Origin of the sequence: Oscillibacter sp. KLE 1745 (assembly GCF_000469445.2) — a bacterium.
Taxonomy (GTDB): domain Bacteria; phylum Bacillota; class Clostridia; order Oscillospirales; family Oscillospiraceae; genus Oscillibacter; species Oscillibacter welbionis.
In genome coordinates this window covers 1-19,535 of sequence record NZ_KI271651.1, presented here as the reverse complement: position 1 = coordinate 19,535, position 19,535 = coordinate 1, and the positions used below count along the sequence as shown (strand labels likewise).

The window sequence follows — 19,535 nt, the reverse complement described above, 5'->3', positions numbered from 1 at the left end:
CTGGCGGAGCGGATTCTCAAGGCGCCTCTTCCTCCATGGCGCCGGCCGTCTCCGGCGTGTCGGCTCCGGTGATCTCTGCCGTGTCCGCCGGGTCCATGATCTGTCCGTCCTCGCCGATCCGCATCTGTCCCTCGCCGCCAAGGTCCGGCAGCTCCGGCAGGTCATCCAGGCTGGTCAGATGGAAGGCCCGGAGAAACTGTTTGGTGGTCCGGTACAGGCGGGGCCTTCCGGGTACCTGCAGGCGGCCGCACTCCTCGATGAGCTTCCGGTCCAGCAGCAGGCCGATGGTATAGGCGCTGTCCACACCCCGGATCTGATCCACATAGGCCCGGGTGGTGGGCTGGTAGTAGGCGATGATGGTCAGCACCTCCAGCGCCGGCTGGCTGAGCTTGGCGGGCTTGCGGATCTCAAAGGCTTTTCGGATCACATCCGCGTAGTCCGGCGCGGAACACAGCTGCCAGGTATCCTCCATGCGCAGCAGCCGGATGCCCCGGCGCTCGTAGGCATAGTAGTCCATCAGCTTCTGGAGCACCTGCTCCACCGTGGGGCGGTCCATCTCCAGGGCCACGCAGATCCGGTCGGTCTGCACCGGCTCCCCAGAGGCAAACAGGATACCCTCCACTGCCGATTCGATCTCTTTCATCTCCATCTTGGAACGGTCCTCTCTCACAGTTTCAGATCCTGGGGCAACTCCCGCTCCTGCCGGACAGTGCAGTCCGTCTCACTCCCTGCCAGATGCAGGATGCGGGCCCGGCACAGCTCCAGCACCGCCAGAAAGGTGGCCACCACCTCGCTGCGGCTGCGGCTGCCCCGAAACAGCAGCAGAAACCGAGTGACGCCGTGAGTCCTTAGCCGGCTCAGAATCTCCCGGGCCTTGCTCTCCACGGGATAGGGCTCGTGCTGGACGATGCTCTGGAAAGCGGAGCGGGGCGGCGGCAGGGACCGCTCCGCCCGGCCCTGGATCTCGGCCATGGCCAGGACCAGGTCCGCCGGTGTCTGGTCGTACTCGTAGATCTTTCCCCGCTTCACCGGCTCCGACGGACGGGTGAGGATATTCCGTCCGAATTCTCCCATGGGCTCCAGCCGGGCGGCCATGGACTTCACCTTGGCGTAGTTCTCGTTGCGCTTCCGTTCCTCCAGAGAGGCGATCAGGGCATCCATCTCGCTCTGGGCCTCCTCATCTTCAATGGAGAGAAGCATCCGGGTCTTGATGTACACCAGTTGGGAGGCCATGGTGACGAACTCGCTGGCCACCTCCAGATCCATCTCCTGCCGCCGGGCCAGCCACGCCATGTACTGGTCGCAGATCAGGGAGATGGAGATGTCCTGGATCTCCATTTTGTTCTTGCCCAGCAGATATAGAATCAGGTCCAGAGGGCCCTCAAAGTCCTGCATCTCTTCCTCGGATTTGCTGCGGACCACCTTTTCCAGCTTGAATACGGGGTTTTGCAAACCGTTCACCTCAACCAAAAATCAGGGACAACAGGGCACTGTAAATGCCCAGGATGCCCCGGGAGATCAAACTGCTGCCGATGCCCACAAAGGACAACACCAACAGCACGACAATGCCGTACCGCTCATACCGCATCAGCGTGATGTACTGCCGGTCCGGCAGAAACGCCGCCAGCACCTTGGACCCATCCAGCGGCGGGATGGGAATCAAATTGAACAACCCCAGACCGATGGACAGAGGCGCCAGCGTGTACAGGCAGAAGCTGAACACCACGTCCATCGCCGCAGAATAAGGGGCGTAAAGGTAAATCACCTTACTGATAAGCATTGCCAAAACCGCCAGCACAAAGTTGGAGACGGGTCCCGCCAGGGCGGTCAATGCCATGCCCTGCTTGGGCTTTCGGAAGTACCGGGGGTCCACCGGCACCGGCTTGGCCCAGCCGAATCCTGCCACGAACATCACCAGCAGGCCGATCCAGTCGATGTGCCGCAGAGGATTCAGACTCAGGCGGTGCATGGACTTGGCCGTGGGGTCCCCAAGAGCCAGGGCCGCCAGACCGTGGCAAGTCTCGTGGACTGTCAGGCAGAGAAAAATCGCGGCCACCCGCAACACCGCGTCCAGCAGTGAAGTCAGGTCCAGCGCGGAAAGCAATCCCTGTAAATAGTGCAGCATATTCGTCTCCCTGTGATGATAACCCAAAAGATAGGAGTATTATACCAGTTTTCCCCCCGCAATACAAGGAAAATCACCGGAATTCAAAGGGCTTTCAGGCGGAAACAAGCGGAGCGGGTGCTTTCGCACCCGCTCCTGATTCAGCTGGCTTAATAATCAGCCCTTCACCATGGAGGCGATCTCCTCAGCGAAGTTCTCCTGCTTCTTCTCGATGCCCTCGCCCTTCTCAAAGCGGATGGCGTCCTTGAAGGTCACCTTTCCGCCTGCGGCCTTGGCGGCGGAGGCGATATACTGCTCCACGCTCATGGAGTTGTCCTTCACGAACTCCTGCTGCAGCAGGCAGTTCTCGGAGTAGAACTTGTTCAGCTTGCCCATGACGATCTTCTCCCGCACGGCCTCGGGCTTGGAGGCCATCTTGGGATCGTTCTCCATCTGGACCATCATGATCTTCTTCTCCTCGTCCAGGACATCCTGGCCCACCTGAGACTTGTCCCAGAAGCGGGGGTTCAGAGCGGCGATCTGCATGGCCACGTCCTTGCCGATCTCCTCCACCTTCTCAGCGGGCAGGTCGGACTCCAGGTTCACCAGCACACCGATCTTGCCGCCGGCGTGCACATAGGGCACGGAGACGTTCTCGGCGAAGCGGGCGAAGCGGCGGACCTTGATGTTCTCGCCGATCACCAGCACCATCTCCTGCTGCTGCTGGGTGACGGTCAGGTCGGTGCCGACGTACTTGCACTCCATCAGCGCGTCCAGGTCGGCGGGAGCCTCCTTGGCCACAGTGGCGGCCACGCCCTTGACGAAGTCCACGAACTTCTCGTTCTTGCCCACGAAGTCGGTCTCGGCGTTGACCTCGACCACCACGCCCACACCGTCGATGACGGCGGCATAGGCCATACCCTCGGCGGCAATGCGGCCGGCCTTCTTGGCGGAGGCGGCCATGCCCTTCTCGCGCAGCCACTCCACGGCCTTGTCCATATCGCCGTCGGAGGCGGTCAGCGCCTTCTTGCAATCCATCATGCCCACGCCGGTCATCTCGCGCAGGTTCTTTACATCAGCTGCGGTAAAAGCCATTTTGAATTCCTCCAAACAGTTTTGGTATATACGCGCAAATGCGGGCGCAGATTACTCAGCGTCGGCAGCAGCCTCTTCAGAGGCGGCCTCAGCGGTCTGCTCACCCTGCTTGCCCTCCAGCACGGCGTTGGCCATGATGGAGGAGATCAGCTTGATGGCGCGGATGGCGTCGTCGTTGCCGGGGATCACATAATCGATCTCATCGGGGTCGCAGTTGGTATCGGCGATGGCCACCACGGGGATGCCCAGCTTGTGGGCCTCGGCGATGGCGTTGCGCTCCTTGCGGGTGTCCACGATGAACAGGGCGCCGGGCAGCTTCTTCATTTCCTTCACGCCGCCCAGGTACTTCTCCAGCTTGGCGATCTCGCCCAGGTGCTTCATGACTTCCTTCTTGGGCAGCATGTCGAAGGTGCCGTCCTCCTGCATGGTCTTCAGCTGGTTCAGCCGGTCCACACGGGTGCGCATGGTCTTGAAGTTGGTCATCATGCCGCCCAGCCACCGGGCATTCACATAGAACTGGCCGCAACGGGTGGCCTCCTCGCGGATGGCCTCCTGCGCCTGCTTCTTGGTGCCCACGAACAGCAGGGACTGGCCGCTCTCAGACAGCTGACGGACGAAGCTGTATGCCTCCTCCAGCTTGCGGACGGTCTTCTGCAGGTCCACGATATAGATGCCGTTGCGCTCCGTGTAGATATAGGGAGCCATCTTGGGGTTCCAACGGCGGGTCTGGTGACCGAAGTGGACGCCCGCCTCCAGCAGGGCCTTCATGGATACGACGCTAGAATTTGCCATAGTTGTGTGTTCCTCCAATTTCAATTTAGTTGGTCCTCCGGCGGTTTCATCCCCCCTGCCAACCCGGCCGTTTTGGGCCCCGGGCACAGACAGAAAGTCGACGCACCGTGCGGAATGCTGAAATATAGTATCACAATCCAGTGTGCAATGCAAGTATTTTTTCCCAAAAGCCGTGTAAAATTCCCGGTTTTGTCCGAATTTGTCCGAGTTCCCCAGCAGCCCCCCATTTGTTGTTGCGCCGCGCCTGTCTGTCTGCTATAATGACCAAAATCCCATTTTCAGTTTATATAAAAACGCGGCAGATCAGAAAGGAGCACATGGATGGACACTGAAAAGCAGAAATCATCTCCGGGTGGAACGGTTCCCGGCGAAAAGGTTCCGCCGGTCCTGACGGCGGAGGACGTAGCGGCGCTGGAGGAACTGTGCGGAGACGTCTCCGGCTACTTTTACAAAATGCTGGACTACCTAGACCAGCGGGTCCGGGACGGTGTGCGTCAGGGAGAGTTCACGGAGGAGCAGGCCCGGGGCGATCTGGATCTTGCCCTGTGGTACGCCTATGCCTGCAACAACATCGACGACTATGACTACTATTATAAAGCTGCCCAGTGGATGCCCGCCTCGGAACCGGCGGCGGAGGCGGCCGGGAGCGGGATCTGGTACTATCGCTACGCCTGCGCCCTGATGTACTGCGGCCGCTTGGAAGAGGCCCGGCATTATGCGGAGACCGGCGTGTCCCTGGACCCGGAGTATCCCTGGGGCTGGCTGGAGACCGCCAAGCTCCGGGCCCACTTCGGAGACCGGGACGGCGCCCTGGAGGCGGTGCGCCGGGGCCTGGAGCTGGTGCCCGGGGACTATGAGTTCACCACTCTCCGCCGGGAGATCCAGGAGGGCCGGACTCTAGAGGAGATGGAGTTCCACTGGATCGACCCGGAGTGCGACGCGGTTCTGCAGGCCGGCGGAGACGAAAACGAGGCGGAAAAGCGGCTGTCCATCGCCGGGATCTGCTGCGATCCGGAGAACCTCGCTGCCATCAAGGCCGCCCTCTCCCCCATGGAGTGGGAGGCGGACGCCCCCTACTGCACCTTCCAGCTCCCCTATCAGGGCGGCAGCCTCACCGGCCGGTTCTTTCTGAACGAGGCGGCACTGTCCAAGTTTCCCCTCTCCTGGGTCCGTGAGTTTGTGCGCCGGCTGCCGGAGCTGGACCGCCGGGGCCGAACCTTCCTGGCCGCCCAGGCGGGGCTGGGCACGGAGGGGCTGTCCCTGGAATGGTTCGCGGTCCATCCGGACCGGACGATGCGCCTGTGTTACATCCGGGGGCAGGACCAGCAGATGGTCCTGTTCAACAGGGATTTCTCCCTTTGCAGCGAGGACCGGCAGCCCGCCCTGACCCGGCCGGAGGGCGGCGCCTTCCTGGCCTTTGTCCTACTGGAAGCGCCTGCCTGGGACCCGGACCAGTTCCGCCGGGATCTGCGGGATCTGTACGGCATCCCCTGCCTCACAGAGGCAGAGGAATCTGAAGACGGCGGCAGCACCCTGACCTTTGAGGTCAGTGGAATGCTGGCGGCGGTCTGCCTATACCCATTCCCTGTGCCCCACGGCGAGGCGGAGGAAAACGCCGCCCACAACTACCTGTGGCCGGAGGCAGCGGAATCTGCTGCCCGCCACCGGGGCCAGCTGTTGGTGACCGTCCCGCCCCGGGAGGAATCCGTCCGAGAGGCGGCCATACTCCAGGTGAAGCTGGTGTGCGCCGCCTGCCGCCAGCGCGGAACGCTGGGTGTCTACGCCAACGGCACCGTGTACCAGCCGGAGTTCTATCTTAACGCGTCTCAACCCATGGAGGACGGGGAGCTGCCCCTGCTGGATCTGGTGTGGATGGGCCTCTACCGCCGGGAAGAGGGCCTGTGCGGCTACACTGACGGCCTTGCGGCCTTCGGCAAGGAGGAGATAGAGGTTCTGGACACCCAGGCTGCCCCGGGTGACCTGCACAGCTTCCTGTTGGATCTGGCCAGCTATGTATTGGAGGAGGATGTCACCTTCCACGACGGGGAGACCATCGGCTTTACCGAGGGGCAGTATCTGCCCATCTCCCGCAGCGCTGGTGTCTGGCACGACGGCATGACGCTGAAGATCCCCTATCCGGAGGAGCCGTGACCGCTCCGCCGGCATACGCAAATGCCCCCGCGGCTTTCACCGCGGGGGCATTTGTCAGCAACGCTTGCGCCGCTTCCGCTCCAGGCGGGGATCCCGCCGCTGAAAGGGCTTGTCGATGAGGATGATGTCGTCTCTGATCCGCTGGATGCACTCCCAGGGGATGTAGAACTCCTCCCCCCTGCCGAACAGGCCGAAAAAGCGGCCCGGGCCGTAGACGATGATGGCTACCACCTGCCCCTCCGGCACCCGCACGTCCAGGTCCGACACGTAGCCCAGGCGGCAGCCGTCGCAGACGTTGATGACCTCCTTGCACCGGAAATCCCGGATCCTGCACTGCACCGCGCTCACCCCCTGCCTTGAGACTATGCAGTGGACGGAATGTCCCAACACTGTTTTATGCAGACGGGCAGAAAGCGACAAAAGCTTCCAGTATAGGAAAAAAGCCCTCCGGCCATACTGAACTCATGAAGTTTCAGGGTTTGAGGGGGCACAGCCATGCAGGGCAAGGTGGAGATCGCGGGCGTCAACACGGCAAAGCTGAAGGTGTTGAAAAACGAGGAGACCATGGAACTCCTGCGCCGCACCAAGGCCGGGGACCAGGAGGCCCGCCGGGAACTGATCGAGGGAAATCTGCGGCTGGTGCTCTCCGTCATCCAGCGCTTCGCCGGCCGGGGCGAGAACGCCGACGACCTGTTTCAGGTGGGCTGCGTGGGGCTCATCAAGGCCATCGATAACTTTGATATCAATCAGCCAGTGCGGTTTTCCACTTACGGCGTGCCCATGATCATCGGCGAGATCCGCCGATATCTCCGGGACAACAGCGCCATCCGGGTGTCCCGCTCCATGCGGGACACGGCCTATAAAGTCCTGCAGGTCCGGGACAAGTACCTGGCGGAAAACCAGCGGGAGCCCACGGTGGAACAGATCGCCCAGGAGCTGGGCATCCCCCGGGAGGAAGTGGTCTTCGCCATGGACGCCATCGTGGATCCCGTGTCGCTGTACGAGCCGGTATACTCCGACGGCGGCGACGCCATCTGCGTCATGGACCAGGTCAGCGACACCCGGAACACCGACGAGGCCTGGACGGACCGCATCGCCCTGAAAGAGGCCATGAAGCGGCTGGATGACCGGGAGCGGCGCATCCTCTCCCTGCGGTTCTACGAGGGAAAGACCCAGATGGAGGTCAGCGCGGAGGTCGGCATCTCCCAGGCTCAGGTGAGCCGGCTGGAGAAGGGCGCCATCAACACCATCAAAAAAAATATATGAGCAGGCGGGGCCGGGAAACCGGCCCCGCTGTCTTTACGTCTCAGAGGCTTCTGTTGTCTCCGTCGGTGAGAGCCCGTTAAAGAAGCTCCCGCCATCCGACAAAGTGAATGTCTTGGACAGGCCCGCGGCGCTCTGGCCGCCCTCTCCACCGCCGGGGCCGTGGCCGCCTGCGGGAGATTCCCTACCGTCAGGCTCCATTTCCCCATCCGGGCGCTCAGGGGGATCGTCCGGAACTTCACTGCCAGCGTTCTCCGGCACCTCGCCCTCCGGCGCCTGCCAGGGATCCAAGTCCGCGGGAGGCGCCTCACCGCCCATGTGCCGACCGCCGCCGGGGCTGCCCACGCCGTCGGACATGGTGCCGGCCAGTTGGGTGTCTCCCTGCCACAGGGTGTAGTCCCCTGCCGTCAGGTCCGGGGAGGACACCACCAGACAGGTGAAGTCGTTTGCCGGCGTCCAGGTGCCCACAGTCTCCCCGTCGGCGTTTTGCAGGGTATAGGTCTGGCCGCCGTTCTGCCGGGATGCAAAGGAGAACACCACATAGTTCTGGGCCCCGCCGTCGATTTGGTCATACATATTGCCGGAGGCCGCTACTGTGCCGCCGTTGATGGTGATGCCCATGGTGGCGTCGATACCCGCGTCCCCGCTGTCGGAGCAGGCCGCGGCGGTGACGGCGCCGCCGTTGATTACCAGCCAGCCGTTGGAGTCGATGCCGTCGCCTTCGCCGGTCTCGCCGGTGACCTGAATGTTCACGGAACCGCCGTTGACAGTGGTGACGGATACATTGTCCTCATTGGTGTTGATGCCGTCATTGCCGGAGGTGATGTTGATGGTGCCGCCGTTGATGGTGAGGTGCAGCTCCGTGTCCAGCCCCTCATTGTCGGCGGTGATGTTCAGCACACCAGTGCCGGCCTCACCCCCGTCCACATTCATGGACATCTTGGAGTAAAACGCGCCGTCGTATTTGTGGAGCTTCTCGCTGTCCTCCACGGTCATTCCGTCCTCGCTGAGCACCACGCTGTCCGGGTCGTAGATCCGGGCCACATAGGAGCCGGTGACGTTGTTGATAGTACCGTCAGCAATCAGCACGTTGGCACCGGCGGCGGAGGTGTCCACGGTCTCCGAGGCGGTGTCCTCGTCTGTGCTGCCGCACTCATAGACGTTATAGAAAATCACCGCCGGGGCCACAGTGCAGGTGATGTCCACGCCGTTCAGGATCAGCGTCACCACTGCCGCCGGGTCGTCCTCCGCGTCCTCCCCCAGGTCCACAGCGATCTGTCCTGCGGACAGGGTGCCGCTGAGGGCGTAGGTGCCGGGTTGTGTGATGTGGACCACCGTGTGGGCCTCCGCCTCTTCGGCGGTGTGTTCGTCGGCCTCCGTGCCCTCGCCGTAGGTGAAGTCGCGGCCGGATTCATAGCAGACAATGTCATGGGCCGTGTGGACGGCGGCTGACTCGTCTGTGGAGACCGCCTTCCCGTCCACAATAATGCCGTCATCCGAGAGGACGATGGAAACAGCGTCCGGAAATTCCTGCGCGGCCGTCTCGCGGCCCTGCGCGCCGCAGCCAGAAAGCGCGGCCGCAGCCATCGCCAGCCCCAGCAAGAGAGAAGCAATTCGTTTCATTGCAGCAAATCCTTTCCGTCAAGATGGAGGCAGTCTATCATGGATTTCTGAATTTCCACTGAAAAAAGGAGGAAAAAAATTGACCTTTTCACAAGTTCGGAGTAAGCTGAAAGCAAGTCATCAAAAACGAGGAGACCGCACACATGGACTACAAAAAGCTCAGAGACACCCGGAACAGCTCCAACCCCTTCGCCCAGCGGCTGGGGATCTTTGTGGAGGAGATCGGCCCCGGCTACGCCCGGGCGGTAAAGGACATCACGGCGGAGGACGCCAACCCTGTGGGGGTTGCCCACGGGGGCTGCTACTTCTCCCTGGCAGACACGGCCTGCGGCTCCGCCATGGCCTCCCACGGATATTATGCCGTGACGGTGAACGCCTCCTACAACTTTCTCCGCAGCGCCAAGCTGGGGGACCATCTGGTGGCAGAGGCCCGGGAGACCAAGCCCGGCCGAACTCTCTGCTTTTACGAGGTGGAGATCCGGGACCAGGCGGGGACGCTGCTGGGGAACGGGTCCTTCACCTTCTACAAGCTGGACCGGGAGATCCCGCTGTGAGAAGCGCATACAAAAAGACCGCCCTTCGGCGGTCTTTTTGTATGCTTATTTCTTGAAGCTGTCCTTCAAGCTCACAGATCGGTTGAACACCAGATGGCCGGGCTTGGAGTCCTTGCTGTCCAGGCAGAAGTAGCCCAGGCGCATGAACTGGAAGCTGGCGGGAGCTGCGGCATCCGCCAGGGAAGGCTCCACCTTGCAGCCGGTGAGGACCTCCAGGGAGTTGGGGTTCAGGCACTCCAGGAAGTTCTTGTCGGCGGCGTCCGGGTCCGCGTCGGTGAACAGGTTGTCGTACAGCCGCACCTCCGCGTCGATGGCGGTGGCGGCATCCACCCAATGGATGGTGGCACCCCTCACCTTCCGGCCGTCAGCGGGGTCGCCGCCCCGGCTCTCCGGGTCGTACTCCGCCAGCACCTCGGTGACGCTGCCGTTCTCGTCCTTCACGCAGCCGGTGCAGCGGATGAGATAGGCCCCTTTCAGGCGGCACTCCGGTCCATTGGGGTAGAGCCGCTTGTACTTGGGCACCGGGGTCTCCAGGAAATCGTCGGACTCGATCCAGAGGTTGCGGGAGAAGGCGATCTCCCGGGTGCCGGCGGCGGGGTCCAGGGGGTTGTTCTCCACGGTAACGGTCTCGCTTTTCCCCTCCGGATAGTTGGTGATGGTCAGCCTGATGGGCCGGATCACCGCCATGGTCCGCTGGGCGGTCTCGTTCAGGTCCTCCCGCAGGCAGTGCTCCAGGAAGCCGTATTCCACCACGTTGGCAGACTTTGCCACACCGATGCGCTCACAGAAGTTCCGGATAGACCGGGGCGTATAGCCCCGGCGGCGCAGGCCGCAGAGCGTGGGCATCCGGGGATCGTCCCAGCCGGAGACTCTCCCCTCCTCCACCAGCTTGCGGAGCTTGCGCTTGGAGAGCACCGTGTGGTCGATGCCCAGGCGGGCGAACTCGATCTGCCGGGGATGGCTGGGCAGGTCACAGTGCTCTACCACCCAGTTGTATAGGGGGCGGTGGTTTTCAAACTCCAGGGAGCAGAGGGAGTGGGTGATGCCCTCCAGCGCGTCCTGGATGGGGTGGGCGAAGTCGTACATGGGATAGATGCACCACTTGTTCCCCTGGCGGTGATGGGGCAGGTAGTTGATCCGGTAGAGCACCGGGTCCCGCATATTGAAGTTGCCGCTGGCCAGGTCGATCTTGGCCCGCAGGGTGTACTTGCCCTCCGGGAACTCGCCGTTCTTCATCCGCTCGAACAGGTCCAGGCTCTCCTCGATGGGCCGGTCCCGCCAGGGGGAGCGGGCCGGAGTGGTGGTATCTCCCCGGTACTCCTTGAACTGCTCCGGCGTCAGCTCGCAGACATAAGCCAGGCCCTTCTTGATGAGGCCCACCGCCTGACGATAATCCTCGTCAAAGTAATCCGAGCCGTAGAAGAACCGGTCGCCCCAGTCAAAGCCCAGCCAGTGAATGTCCTGCTGAATGGCGTCTACGAATTCCTCGTCCTCCTTGGTGGGGTTCGTGTCATCCATCCGCAGGTTGCACAGGCCGCCGAACTTCTCCGCCGTGCCGAAGTCGATGGTCAGCGCCTTGCAGTGCCCGATGTGCAGGTAGCCGTTGGGCTCCGGCGGGAACCGGGTGTGGACGGTCATCCCCTCGAACTGGCCGCCGGGGCCGATGTCCTCCTCGATGAAAGCGTGGATAAAGTTCCGGCTCTCCGGCGCCTCGTCCTGCGTCAGCTTGATCTCCTCTGCCATGCGCTGTCATTCCTCCCTCTCGCGCAGTGTATCGTTGGTATGCGTACACGTTAGGATATTTATTATACAAAATCTGACGGGGAAATGCAATACGTTGTTTTAGACGGCCATTGGCGGCATGGGGACAGCAAAAACTTGTCTGTATGCGGGAATATGTCAAAAGCGATCACATATTCACAAAACGGAGATTGACCTCTCCTCAATGCCCAAAAGCGGGATGCGCCGGCACCGCATCATAAGATAAACCTGCCGCTGGCAGCGCCTTTGGCGAACCGGCAGGACAGTTGCGTTCTTCCGCCGGATCTGGTACGATACGAAAAAAGGCCGGCGTCTCCGGCGGAAAGAGAGCGTCTGTATGGAACCGGGATTCATCGATCTGACGGCGGAAAACATCGCCGATCAGCACCTGTGCTGCATCATCCGCAGCAAAAAGCCCCACCCCGGCGTGGAGGCTAAACGCCGATGGTTGGTGGACCGCCTGCCGGAGGGGCACGTCTTCCGGAAACTGGATGTCAAGGAAAAGGTCTTTATCGAGTACGCCCCTTTGGAGACCGCCTGGGTCCCTGTAGAGGGGGACAACTATCTGTACCTCTACTGCCTCTGGGTGGCCGGTGCATACAAGGGCAAGGGGTACGGCCGGGCGCTGATGGAGCACTGCCTGGCGGACGCCCGGGACCGGGGAAAATCCGGCATCTGCATGCTGGGGGCGGAAAAACAGAAGGCCTGGCTCTCCGACCAGTCCTTCGCCCGGAAGTACGGCTTTGAGACGGTGGATGAAACGGGCTATGGCTACACCCTGCTGGCCCGATCCTTCGACGGTACCCTCCCCCGCTTTACGGACCAAGCCAGGGCGGGGACCATCGAGGAAAAGGCGCTGACGATTTATTACAGTGACCAGTGTCCCTATGCGGTCAACAGCCTGGAGATCATCCGGCAGGTGTGTGGAGAGGCCGGGGCTCCGTATTCTCTGGTGCCTGTGGACACATTGGAGAAGGCCAAGGCCCTTCCCTGCGTGTTCAACAACTACGCCGTGTTTTACGGCGGTGCCTTCCAGACGGTGAACCTGCTGGACACCGCTTCTCTACGGCGGCTGCTGAAGCGGTAAAGCTGCCCTTTTCCGCCGCCGCAACCGATTGTTGCCGGATAGTTGGTGGTCAAAGGAGTTGAATTCTGGTAGCATAAAGTCTGAAAGGAGGTGTGTCCATGACCACGCTGGGTCAGCGGATCAGGGAACACCGCCGACGGGCAGGCTTGTCCCAGGAGGCTCTGGCCCGCCGGATGGATGTCAGCCGCCAGGCGGTTACCAAATGGGAGTCCGGCCAGAGCGCCCCCAGCACGGAGAACCTCTTCCGCCTGGCGGAGCTCTTCGGCACCACGGTGGACCTGCTGCTCCCATCAGAGGGGGCGGACGCTCCGGCGGCAGAGGCACCTCCACCCCTGTGGTCCCGGAGCCGCCGGCGTCCCCGGGTCCTGGCGGCTCTGGCGGTAACTGCGGGGTATCTTGTCTTTTACCTGCTGGGCCGCATCCTCTGGTGCCCCCTGGAGGACAGCTCCCTGCTGGGCTGGCTGCTGTGGGAGCGGCCCAGCGGCGGGGAGAGCTATCTCTACGGCTGGCTCCTCAGCAGCGGTCTCTTCTGGTGGGCCATGGCCCTCTCCGCCCTGACGGCGCTGCTGGGGCGGTACCGGCTCTCCTGCACCACCTGCGCCTATTTTCTCATCGGATTTTTGATGGGGCTGGTTCTGGGGCCCCACCCGGCGGGAGCGGCCATGGGACACGGGCACTACGGCTGGGCCTTCTGGGGATGCATCTATCTGCTGTCCCTCCCCATGGGGCTGCTGGCGGAACGGGCGGGACGGAAGGGCGTGACGTTCGCTTCCCGCCGGGGACGGCTGCTGGCGGCGGGACTGGTCCTGTGCCCGCTCCTGTCCGCCGTTCTGGCGGCGTTGGCAAAAGCGCCCTGAAATTTGTAAAAAGAGTCCGGAGAGAATGCACACCCTGCATCCTCTCCGGACTCCTTTTTACGGCCGGACTGCACGCTATTCCAGCAACCAGTCCTCCACCACATCCCGCGCCGCGACGGGCGTCACGCTCCCCCGCATCAGCTTGGACAGCAGCGACAGGATCCCAGACTGCGAGGCGGTGATCCCTGGGATCTCCGTCCGCTCCCCGCCGCTCTCCACGCGGATGCCGTAGCACTCCCAGAGGGCGTCCCACTCCTCCACCAGCAGAAAGTAGTCCACCGGTACGCCGCGGCACGGCCTTCTTCCTACCAGGAAGGCCCGCACCTCGATTTCCTCCTTCTGTCTGTTGTCACACACGAACAAAAAAATTGTAGCACGGCCGTTTGGGGGAATGCTGTCGAACCCTGTCGATGGCCCGGCTTCCTCCCGCTTTTTACTGAGTTTTCACCATTTGGGAAAGGAACTCCTCCCGGCTGTATAACAGGTTCAACGCCTCTAACATGCCGTTTGGCGTCAGGTGCTCCGGCAGGTCCAGCTGCTTCAGCAGCGCCCGGCGCTTCGCGGCGCTGTCGGTTCCGCCGGTGAGGCCCAGGGCGAACAGATCCGCCTTGGTGATAGGGTCTCCTGGGCACTCCGCCGCCCCCTTGTCGGCGAAGGTGGCGCCCGCCCGGCGCAGGGCCTCCAGCAGCACGGCGGGCCTCATACCCTCCACGCCCAGCTTGCCCTCTTTGCCGGGGATCCGCTTGCGGCGCTCCTTGCCTGGGATGTCCGGGATATATGCCTGCTTCACCCGATCCCGTGGGAGGGCACCCTTCAGATAGTTCCGGATGACGAACCCTGCCCCATCGCTGTCCGTCAGCACGATGAGCCCCCTCTGCTCCGCCAGGCGGCGGAGAAAGGCCAGCTTCTCCCGGTCGTTGAACACGGCGAAGCCGCCCAGTGTGATGATGGTAGCGTCCACCACCTGACTGAGGGCGTTTTTGTCGTAGCGGCCCTCTACCACAATGACCTCTCGGATCGCTTTCTTCATCGCCGCTGCGCCCCCAGACGCACCAGCAGCAGCTTCAGCTCGCCCACGGCGTCCACGCCCTTCTCGCTCTTCATCCGCCGGTCCAGCACCTGGCACATCTGCACCGCGTCGGCGCACCAGGCGGCCGTGGTCTTTTTGGCGGCGGAGAGCAGGAGTTTGGCCGGATAGTCGCTCTTCATCTCCCACAGCTCCATGAGCCAGTACTTGTCCTTGCCGCTGTCAATGGCCATCCGGGCGGTATAGATGCGCCGGAGCTGGCTGCCCAAAGCCGCCAGGATCATGATGGGCTCTGTCTGCATTTTCAGCAGGTCCCCCAGGATGCGGGCCGCCCCGTCGTAATTCCCCTGGAGCACCGCGTCGGACAGGCGGAACACCTCCGCCGACAGCACCGGATCCGCCACAGCGTCGATGTCCTTCTGGGTGATGGCCCTGCCTTTGGCGTAGGCGCCGATCTTTGCGATCTCCGGCACCAGCCCCGTCATCAGACCGCCGCAGGTGAAGATCAGGTACTCCGCCGTCTGACGGTCGATCTCCTTCCCCAGGGCCTTGAACCGCCGGGCGATCCACACCACCAGGTCGCTGTTGTCCGCCGGACGGAACTCCACCGCTTCCACGTGGTCGGTGACGGCCTTGTACAGCTTCTTCATGGTGCGGTTGGGCTTGTATTCCACCGTGTCGTAGAGGAACACCACGCAGCAGTAGGGCGGCACATCCTCCAAAAAGGCGATCAGCTTTTCCCGCTGCTCCTCGTTCAGCTTGAACAGGTCGAAGTCCGACACCACGATCAGCGTTCGCTCCGCCATCATGGGCATGGCCTCCGCCGTCTCTGCCAGGGTCTGGACCGTCAGGTCCTTCCCCTCCAGGGTGTGGTAGTTGAACTCCTCAAACCCGGCGGGGACCAGCTTCTTCCGCAGCTCTTTGAGATAGTACTCCCGGAGATACGTCTCCTCCCCGTAGAAGATGTAGGCGTTCCCCGCCGTTCCCGCGGCCAGGTCGTTTTTCAGTTTCTGAAAGGCCTCGTTGGCCTTGGATGTCTTTTTCGCGTATGCCATGGTGTCTCCTCAATTCACAGATAGATGGACGGTACCCTGCTTGTCCGTCCGGTAGATCTCCACGTCTGCCAGCACCAGGCGGCGGAGGGCGTCCTCCGTGGGGTGGCCGTAGCTGTTGTCCCCCACGCTGATGATGCCCGTCTCCGGCGTCAGGGCCTCCAGCAGCTCCTTCGAGGTAGAGGATTTGGAGCCGTGGTGGCCTACTACCAGGGCCTCGATGTCGGGCAGATCATGGTCGGCGATCAGCTGCCGCTCCGCGGCCATGTTCCGGTCCCCGGTAATCAGCAGGTCGTAGTCGCCATAGGTGCACAGGACGGCCAGCCCCTGTTCGTTGTCGCCCTCCACGTCCCCCGGCGGGTAGATGGTGAGGCTGCTCTCCCCCAGGGTGTAAACCGTCTCCGCCTCCACGTATTGAATGTCCACGCCGTGGTTCCGGGCGGCCAGCTCCACCCGGAACCGCGCCCCTGCATCGTCGGACACGTCCGGCAGGAGCAGAGTGTCCACCCGCGCTCTTGCCAGCAGCTCCGCCACGCCGGAGATGTGATCGTAGTCATAGTGGGTCAGAATCAGATAGTCCAGCGTCCCGCAGCCCATGGTGGCCAGGTGATCCGCCGCGATGCCGCCGGCGTCGTACCAGCTGTTGCGGCTGCCGCAGTCCACCAGGGCAAATTTCCCGCCGGAGGTCAGCAGCACGCTCTCCCCCTGCCCCACGTCCAGCACATAGGCGTCCAGGCCGCCCCGGGTGTAGTGGGGCGCGCCCAGCCGCACCGTCACCGCCAGGGATACCGCCGCCAGCACACCGGCCACGGCATACTTCCGCCGGGCCTTGGGCCGCAGAAAAAAGGCCGCGGCGAAGAGGACATACAGAAATACCAGCCAGTATTTCAGGTACGGGTTGGTGAAGTACAGGGCGTGGTGGGGGACAGACGCCAGAACCCCGGATATCCAGAGGATATACCGGGTCAGCAAAGCCGGCACGAAACCGATCACCGTCCCCAGAGGCACCCAGAGGAAGCTCGCCAGGACTGCCCCAAGCCCCAGCGTGAACACAAGGCTGGAGGCTGTCAGGCACAGCAGGTTGCTTACCGGAGAGATCAGTACCAGCGACCCGAAGTAGACAGCGCACAAAGGCACCGTGAATGCCATGGCCCCCACGGTGGCCGACAGGCTGGAAACCAGCAGTCGGCAGACCTTCCCACTCGGTCTCTCCCCCAACAGCAGGTCCTGGAGCTTCGGCGTCAGCCAGAGAAGCCCCGCCATGGCTCCGAAGGACAGCTGCAGGCTGATGGAGGCCGCCGCAAAGGGGTTCGCCAGCAGGATCAAAAACAGGGCGGCGGACAGCGTGGTGGGCGGGTCGCTGTCCCGCTGAAACAGGGGTGCCGCCAGCACGAACACCACCATGATGCAGGCCCGGACCACCGAGGGACTGGCCCCGGTCAACAGCGTATAGAACATCAGGACGGGCAGCGCCAGCACCGCCGCCAGACGGTGCCGGTGCCGTCCTGTGAGCAGCAGAATCAGCGTCATCAGAAAGCCGCAGTGCAACCCGGACACCGCCAGGATGTGGCTGAGTCCCGCCTCCGACAGGTCGGACCGGGCTTCTTCCGACAATCCGGACGTGTCCCCAGTGAGGATGGCGCTGAGGAACGCGGCCTCATCTCCGTCAAACAGCGCCGTCACCCGGTTCTGCATGGCCCGGGCCGCATGGGCGGGCCACCACCGTGGCGAGCCGGCGGATCCCTCACCGTAGACGGCCTCGTCTCCCCGCTGGTAGGCCAGCAGGAACACTCCCTGAGCGGTGAAGTTGGTAATGGTATCCTCCCGAAGCCGGGCGGAATCCTGAAATTTCACCTGTGCCGCCACCGTCTGGCCCGGCTCCAGGTCCAGCAGGTCCGCCCCGCCGTAGCAGACCACCTTGCCCAGGGGAACCCCCTCCAGCTTCACTGTCACCTTGGCGCCGTAGTCCGTGGGGACGGCGTACTCCAAAAGAGTCATGGAAGCGGTGCCCTCGCTGCCGGACAGGGCCGCAAGAGGCGCCCGTACAGCATAGCTGTACAGCCAGTTCCACCCCAGGGCCAGGGCCAGCCCCGTGCCCACCAGCAGCACCCGCTTCCGCCAAAGTCCCGGCAGCAGCAGGGCGAGGCAGGCCGCGGCAAAGAAAACTGCCGCCACGGGCAGAAGAAGCCTCTCCGGCAGCAGATACTGGGCCAGACAGATCCCCAGAGCGAAGGACACGGTGAACGCGGCCAGCTTGCGCATGGTCTCTCCTCTTTTCCATCCTGCCAAACAGCTCGTCCAGCGGCTGCCCAGAACAGCGGGCAGGCTGCAAAAGAGCCGCAATTTTGCTCTCTCCGCCGGATCCATGCATAGGCTGCCGGGATTCACGGCACCTGCGCCGTTGCCCCGTGTCAGCCCTTTGACCGGACGCGCTTTCTCCCAATGATTCTGCTTTCCCGCCTCGCCCCAGCCGATCACAGCTGTTTGGAAAAATGGGGAAAGAGAAACCATTTGGGTACATTATACCGGGAACCGGCGGGAAATACCAGCCCTTTTTCCATAAATCATGTTCCCTGCTCTTGACGGCTCTTTCCGCCCGGCGTAAGATAGCAGTAATCAATGGAAATTCTTCCACCAAAAAAGAGAGGAGCGTTGACCATGAAACGCATTCTGACCATACTGGCCGCGACCTTGCTGCTGACTGCGGCAATGGCCGGGACCGCCTCCGCCTCTTCCTACGACTCCGTTGCGGAGGAATTGTCCGCCATCGGCGTATTCCGGGGCACCGCCGGCGGCTTTGAGCTGGACCGCGCCCCTACCCGTTCCGAGGCCGCCATCATGCTGGTGCGGCTCTACGGCGCCGAGGACGAGGCCAAAGCCGCCTATGAGGCGGGAGAGATCTCCATGCCCTTCACCGACGTGAGCGAAACCGCGGCCCCCTCCGTCGCCTGGCTGTACAGCCAAGGCATCACCAACGGCACCTCCGCCACCACTTTCGGCGCATCCAGTCCGTGCAGCGCAAAAATGTATTGCGCCTTCCTGCTGCGGGCACTAGGCTATGAGGACGGCGTGGACTTCCTGTACGGCAGACACGCTGGACTTCGCCATGCTCCACGGCCTGTTCAATCTCTCCATGCTGGACGCCGCCCCCTTCCTGCGGGACGATCTGGCTGCCGTCACCTACCAGGCCCTGGGCGCTGATCTCAAGGACGGCAGCACCTATCTGCTGGCCAGCCTGGTGGAGAGCGGCGCCATCGACGCCGCGGACGCCCGGCCCATTACCGAGAAAATCGAGGCCTACCGGGCCCTGACCGCCGCCAGCCAGGCCTCCTCCACCGGCATCGACGCGGACTATACCATGAATATGGGGATGGACATTGCCGTTGACGGCTCCGATGGGACCGAGACCGTCCACGAAACCATGTCCGTGGCCGTCTCCGGAAACGGCCGCATCCAGATGATTCTGAAAGACCCGCTCCAGCTGGCCATTTCCATGAACATGAACATGGAATCCAACACGGCAGGCGCCGGCCCCGATGTGACCATGCAGGATCAAGTCTCTGTTCAGGAGTGGATGCAGGACGGCTGGGTCTATGTCCAGGAGGAGATGGACGGAACCACAGACCGGTACAAATATCCGGTGGGCGACATGGACGGGTTCGCGGAGTTTTACCAGGAGATGCTGCAGATCAGCGGCCAGATGAACAGCATGATGCTGCCCATGATCGACTCCATCGACGTCTCCCGCACGGGCTCCCGCACCGTATACACCATGAAGATGGATGATAGCCTGAACAGCCTTCTGGAGGATCTGCTGACGGCCTTGCAGGAAGAGCTTGCCGCCATGGAGAGCCCGGTGGACCTCACCGCAGATCTGCAGAGCTGCACATACGTCTACACCGTCGGTTCCGACGGAGAGCTGGAGTCCTGCACCGCGGACTTCGACCTGGATCTGGTGCTGGGCCTGCCTGTCACGGAGGTCGAAAATGCGCAGATTACTGCCAAGCTCCAGATGGATATGCAGATGGATGTCAACGCCACCGGCGATGATGTGCGCATCTCTTATCCCAGCTTCTCCAACTTTGAGGACCTGACCCCGGTCCTCTCCGGCGGTGAGCTGTAACCCCCCCTTCTAATTCAGTAAGAGAGCGCCGCGAGCAAAGCTCGCG

18 protein-coding genes are annotated in these 19,535 nt (G+C 62.7%); 6 read left to right on the top strand and 12 right to left on the bottom strand.

Annotation, left to right across the window (positions count from 1 at the left end; genetic code table 11):
• Positions 1-16 precede the first annotated feature (16 nt).
• The 5 genes from scpB to rpsB form a co-directional block, all read right to left on the bottom strand.
• Positions 17-670, bottom strand: coding sequence for an SMC-Scp complex subunit ScpB (gene scpB / locus HMPREF1546_RS00210; RefSeq protein ID WP_021749874.1), 654 nt, complete (start codon positions 668-670; stop codon positions 17-19).
• Positions 667-1,461 (bottom strand): ScpA family protein, encoded by a 795-nt coding sequence (locus tag HMPREF1546_RS00205; RefSeq protein ID WP_301546152.1) that lies wholly within the window; start codon positions 1,459-1,461, stop codon positions 667-669. The genes scpB and HMPREF1546_RS00205 overlap by 4 nt, the downstream gene beginning before the upstream one ends.
• A 1-nt stretch (position 1,462) precedes the next feature.
• The gene (locus HMPREF1546_RS00200) at positions 1,463-2,125 is read right to left on the bottom strand and encodes a site-2 protease family protein (protein ID WP_021749872.1); all 663 of its coding nucleotides are present in this window, start codon (positions 2,123-2,125) and stop codon (positions 1,463-1,465) included.
• A gap of 156 nt (positions 2,126-2,281) precedes the next feature.
• Positions 2,282-3,199 (bottom strand): translation elongation factor Ts, encoded by a 918-nt coding sequence (tsf, locus tag HMPREF1546_RS00195; RefSeq protein WP_021749870.1) that lies wholly within the window; start codon positions 3,197-3,199, stop codon positions 2,282-2,284.
• 51 nt (positions 3,200-3,250) lie between these two features.
• On the bottom strand, positions 3,251-3,991 hold the full coding sequence (gene rpsB / locus HMPREF1546_RS00190) for a 30S ribosomal protein S2 (protein WP_036630655.1): 741 nt from the start codon (positions 3,989-3,991) through the stop codon (positions 3,251-3,253).
• 321 nt (positions 3,992-4,312) lie between these two features.
• Here rpsB and HMPREF1546_RS00185 point away from each other — a divergent pair, with 321 nt between their 5' ends.
• Positions 4,313-6,142 carry a DUF4261 domain-containing protein gene (locus tag HMPREF1546_RS00185; RefSeq protein ID WP_021749867.1) on the top strand — a complete coding sequence of 610 codons (1,830 nt, stop codon included), beginning with the start codon at positions 4,313-4,315 and terminating at the stop codon, positions 6,140-6,142.
• A 54-nt stretch (positions 6,143-6,196) separates the two neighbouring features.
• On the opposite strand, the gene HMPREF1546_RS00180 is transcribed toward HMPREF1546_RS00185, so the two are convergent.
• Positions 6,197-6,481, bottom strand: a complete 285-nt coding sequence (locus HMPREF1546_RS00180) for a YlmC/YmxH family sporulation protein (protein WP_036630653.1) — start codon at positions 6,479-6,481, stop codon at positions 6,197-6,199.
• 156 nt (positions 6,482-6,637) lie between these two features.
• Here HMPREF1546_RS00180 and sigG point away from each other — a divergent pair, with 156 nt between their 5' ends.
• Positions 6,638-7,408: an RNA polymerase sporulation sigma factor SigG gene (sigG, locus tag HMPREF1546_RS00175; protein ID WP_021749864.1), complete on the top strand. Its 771-nt coding sequence runs from the start codon at positions 6,638-6,640 to the stop codon at positions 7,406-7,408.
• A gap of 33 nt (positions 7,409-7,441) precedes the next feature.
• Here sigG and HMPREF1546_RS00170 read toward each other — a convergent pair whose 3' ends face one another.
• Entirely contained in the window at positions 7,442-9,028 is a 1,587-nt protein-coding gene (locus tag HMPREF1546_RS00170; protein WP_021749863.1) for a carbohydrate-binding domain-containing protein, read from the bottom strand.
• A 143-nt stretch (positions 9,029-9,171) separates the two neighbouring features.
• On the opposite strand from HMPREF1546_RS00170, the gene HMPREF1546_RS00165 reads away from it, so the two are divergent.
• Positions 9,172-9,582, top strand: coding sequence for a PaaI family thioesterase (locus tag HMPREF1546_RS00165; RefSeq protein WP_021749861.1), 411 nt, complete (start codon positions 9,172-9,174; stop codon positions 9,580-9,582).
• A 45-nt stretch (positions 9,583-9,627) separates the two neighbouring features.
• On the opposite strand, the gene HMPREF1546_RS00160 is transcribed toward HMPREF1546_RS00165, so the two are convergent.
• Entirely contained in the window at positions 9,628-11,325 is a 1,698-nt protein-coding gene (locus HMPREF1546_RS00160; protein ID WP_021749860.1) for a glutamine--tRNA ligase/YqeY domain fusion protein, read from the bottom strand.
• A gap of 355 nt (positions 11,326-11,680) precedes the next feature.
• Here HMPREF1546_RS00160 and HMPREF1546_RS00155 point away from each other — a divergent pair, with 355 nt between their 5' ends.
• Positions 11,681-12,430, top strand: coding sequence for a GNAT family N-acetyltransferase (locus HMPREF1546_RS00155; protein ID WP_021749858.1), 750 nt, complete (start codon positions 11,681-11,683; stop codon positions 12,428-12,430).
• Between the two features lie 98 nt (positions 12,431-12,528).
• Positions 12,529-13,287 carry a helix-turn-helix transcriptional regulator gene (locus HMPREF1546_RS00150; protein ID WP_021749857.1) on the top strand — a complete coding sequence of 253 codons (759 nt, stop codon included), beginning with the start codon at positions 12,529-12,531 and terminating at the stop codon, positions 13,285-13,287.
• Positions 13,288-13,362: 75 nt separating this feature from the next.
• Here the strand turns inward: HMPREF1546_RS00150 and HMPREF1546_RS00145 are convergent, their stop codons facing one another.
• The 4 genes from HMPREF1546_RS00145 to HMPREF1546_RS00130 form a co-directional block, all read right to left on the bottom strand.
• Positions 13,363-13,611, bottom strand: a complete 249-nt coding sequence (locus HMPREF1546_RS00145; RefSeq protein WP_051319917.1) for a DUF6514 family protein — start codon at positions 13,609-13,611, stop codon at positions 13,363-13,365.
• Between the two features lie 109 nt (positions 13,612-13,720).
• Positions 13,721-14,317: a toprim domain-containing protein gene (locus tag HMPREF1546_RS00140; protein ID WP_021749855.1), complete on the bottom strand. Its 597-nt coding sequence runs from the start codon at positions 14,315-14,317 to the stop codon at positions 13,721-13,723.
• Positions 14,314-15,369, bottom strand: a complete 1,056-nt coding sequence (gene holA, locus HMPREF1546_RS00135) for a DNA polymerase III subunit delta (RefSeq protein WP_021749854.1) — start codon at positions 15,367-15,369, stop codon at positions 14,314-14,316. The genes HMPREF1546_RS00140 and holA overlap by 4 nt, the downstream gene beginning before the upstream one ends.
• A 9-nt stretch (positions 15,370-15,378) precedes the next feature.
• On the bottom strand, positions 15,379-17,628 hold the full coding sequence (locus tag HMPREF1546_RS00130; RefSeq protein WP_036630652.1) for a DNA internalization-related competence protein ComEC/Rec2: 2,250 nt from the start codon (positions 17,626-17,628) through the stop codon (positions 15,379-15,381).
• 396 nt (positions 17,629-18,024) lie between these two features.
• Here HMPREF1546_RS00130 and HMPREF1546_RS00125 point away from each other — a divergent pair, with 396 nt between their 5' ends.
• Entirely contained in the window at positions 18,025-18,567 is a 543-nt protein-coding gene (locus HMPREF1546_RS00125) for an S-layer homology domain-containing protein (RefSeq protein WP_036630651.1), read from the top strand.
• The last annotated feature ends 968 nt before the right edge of the window (positions 18,568-19,535 follow it).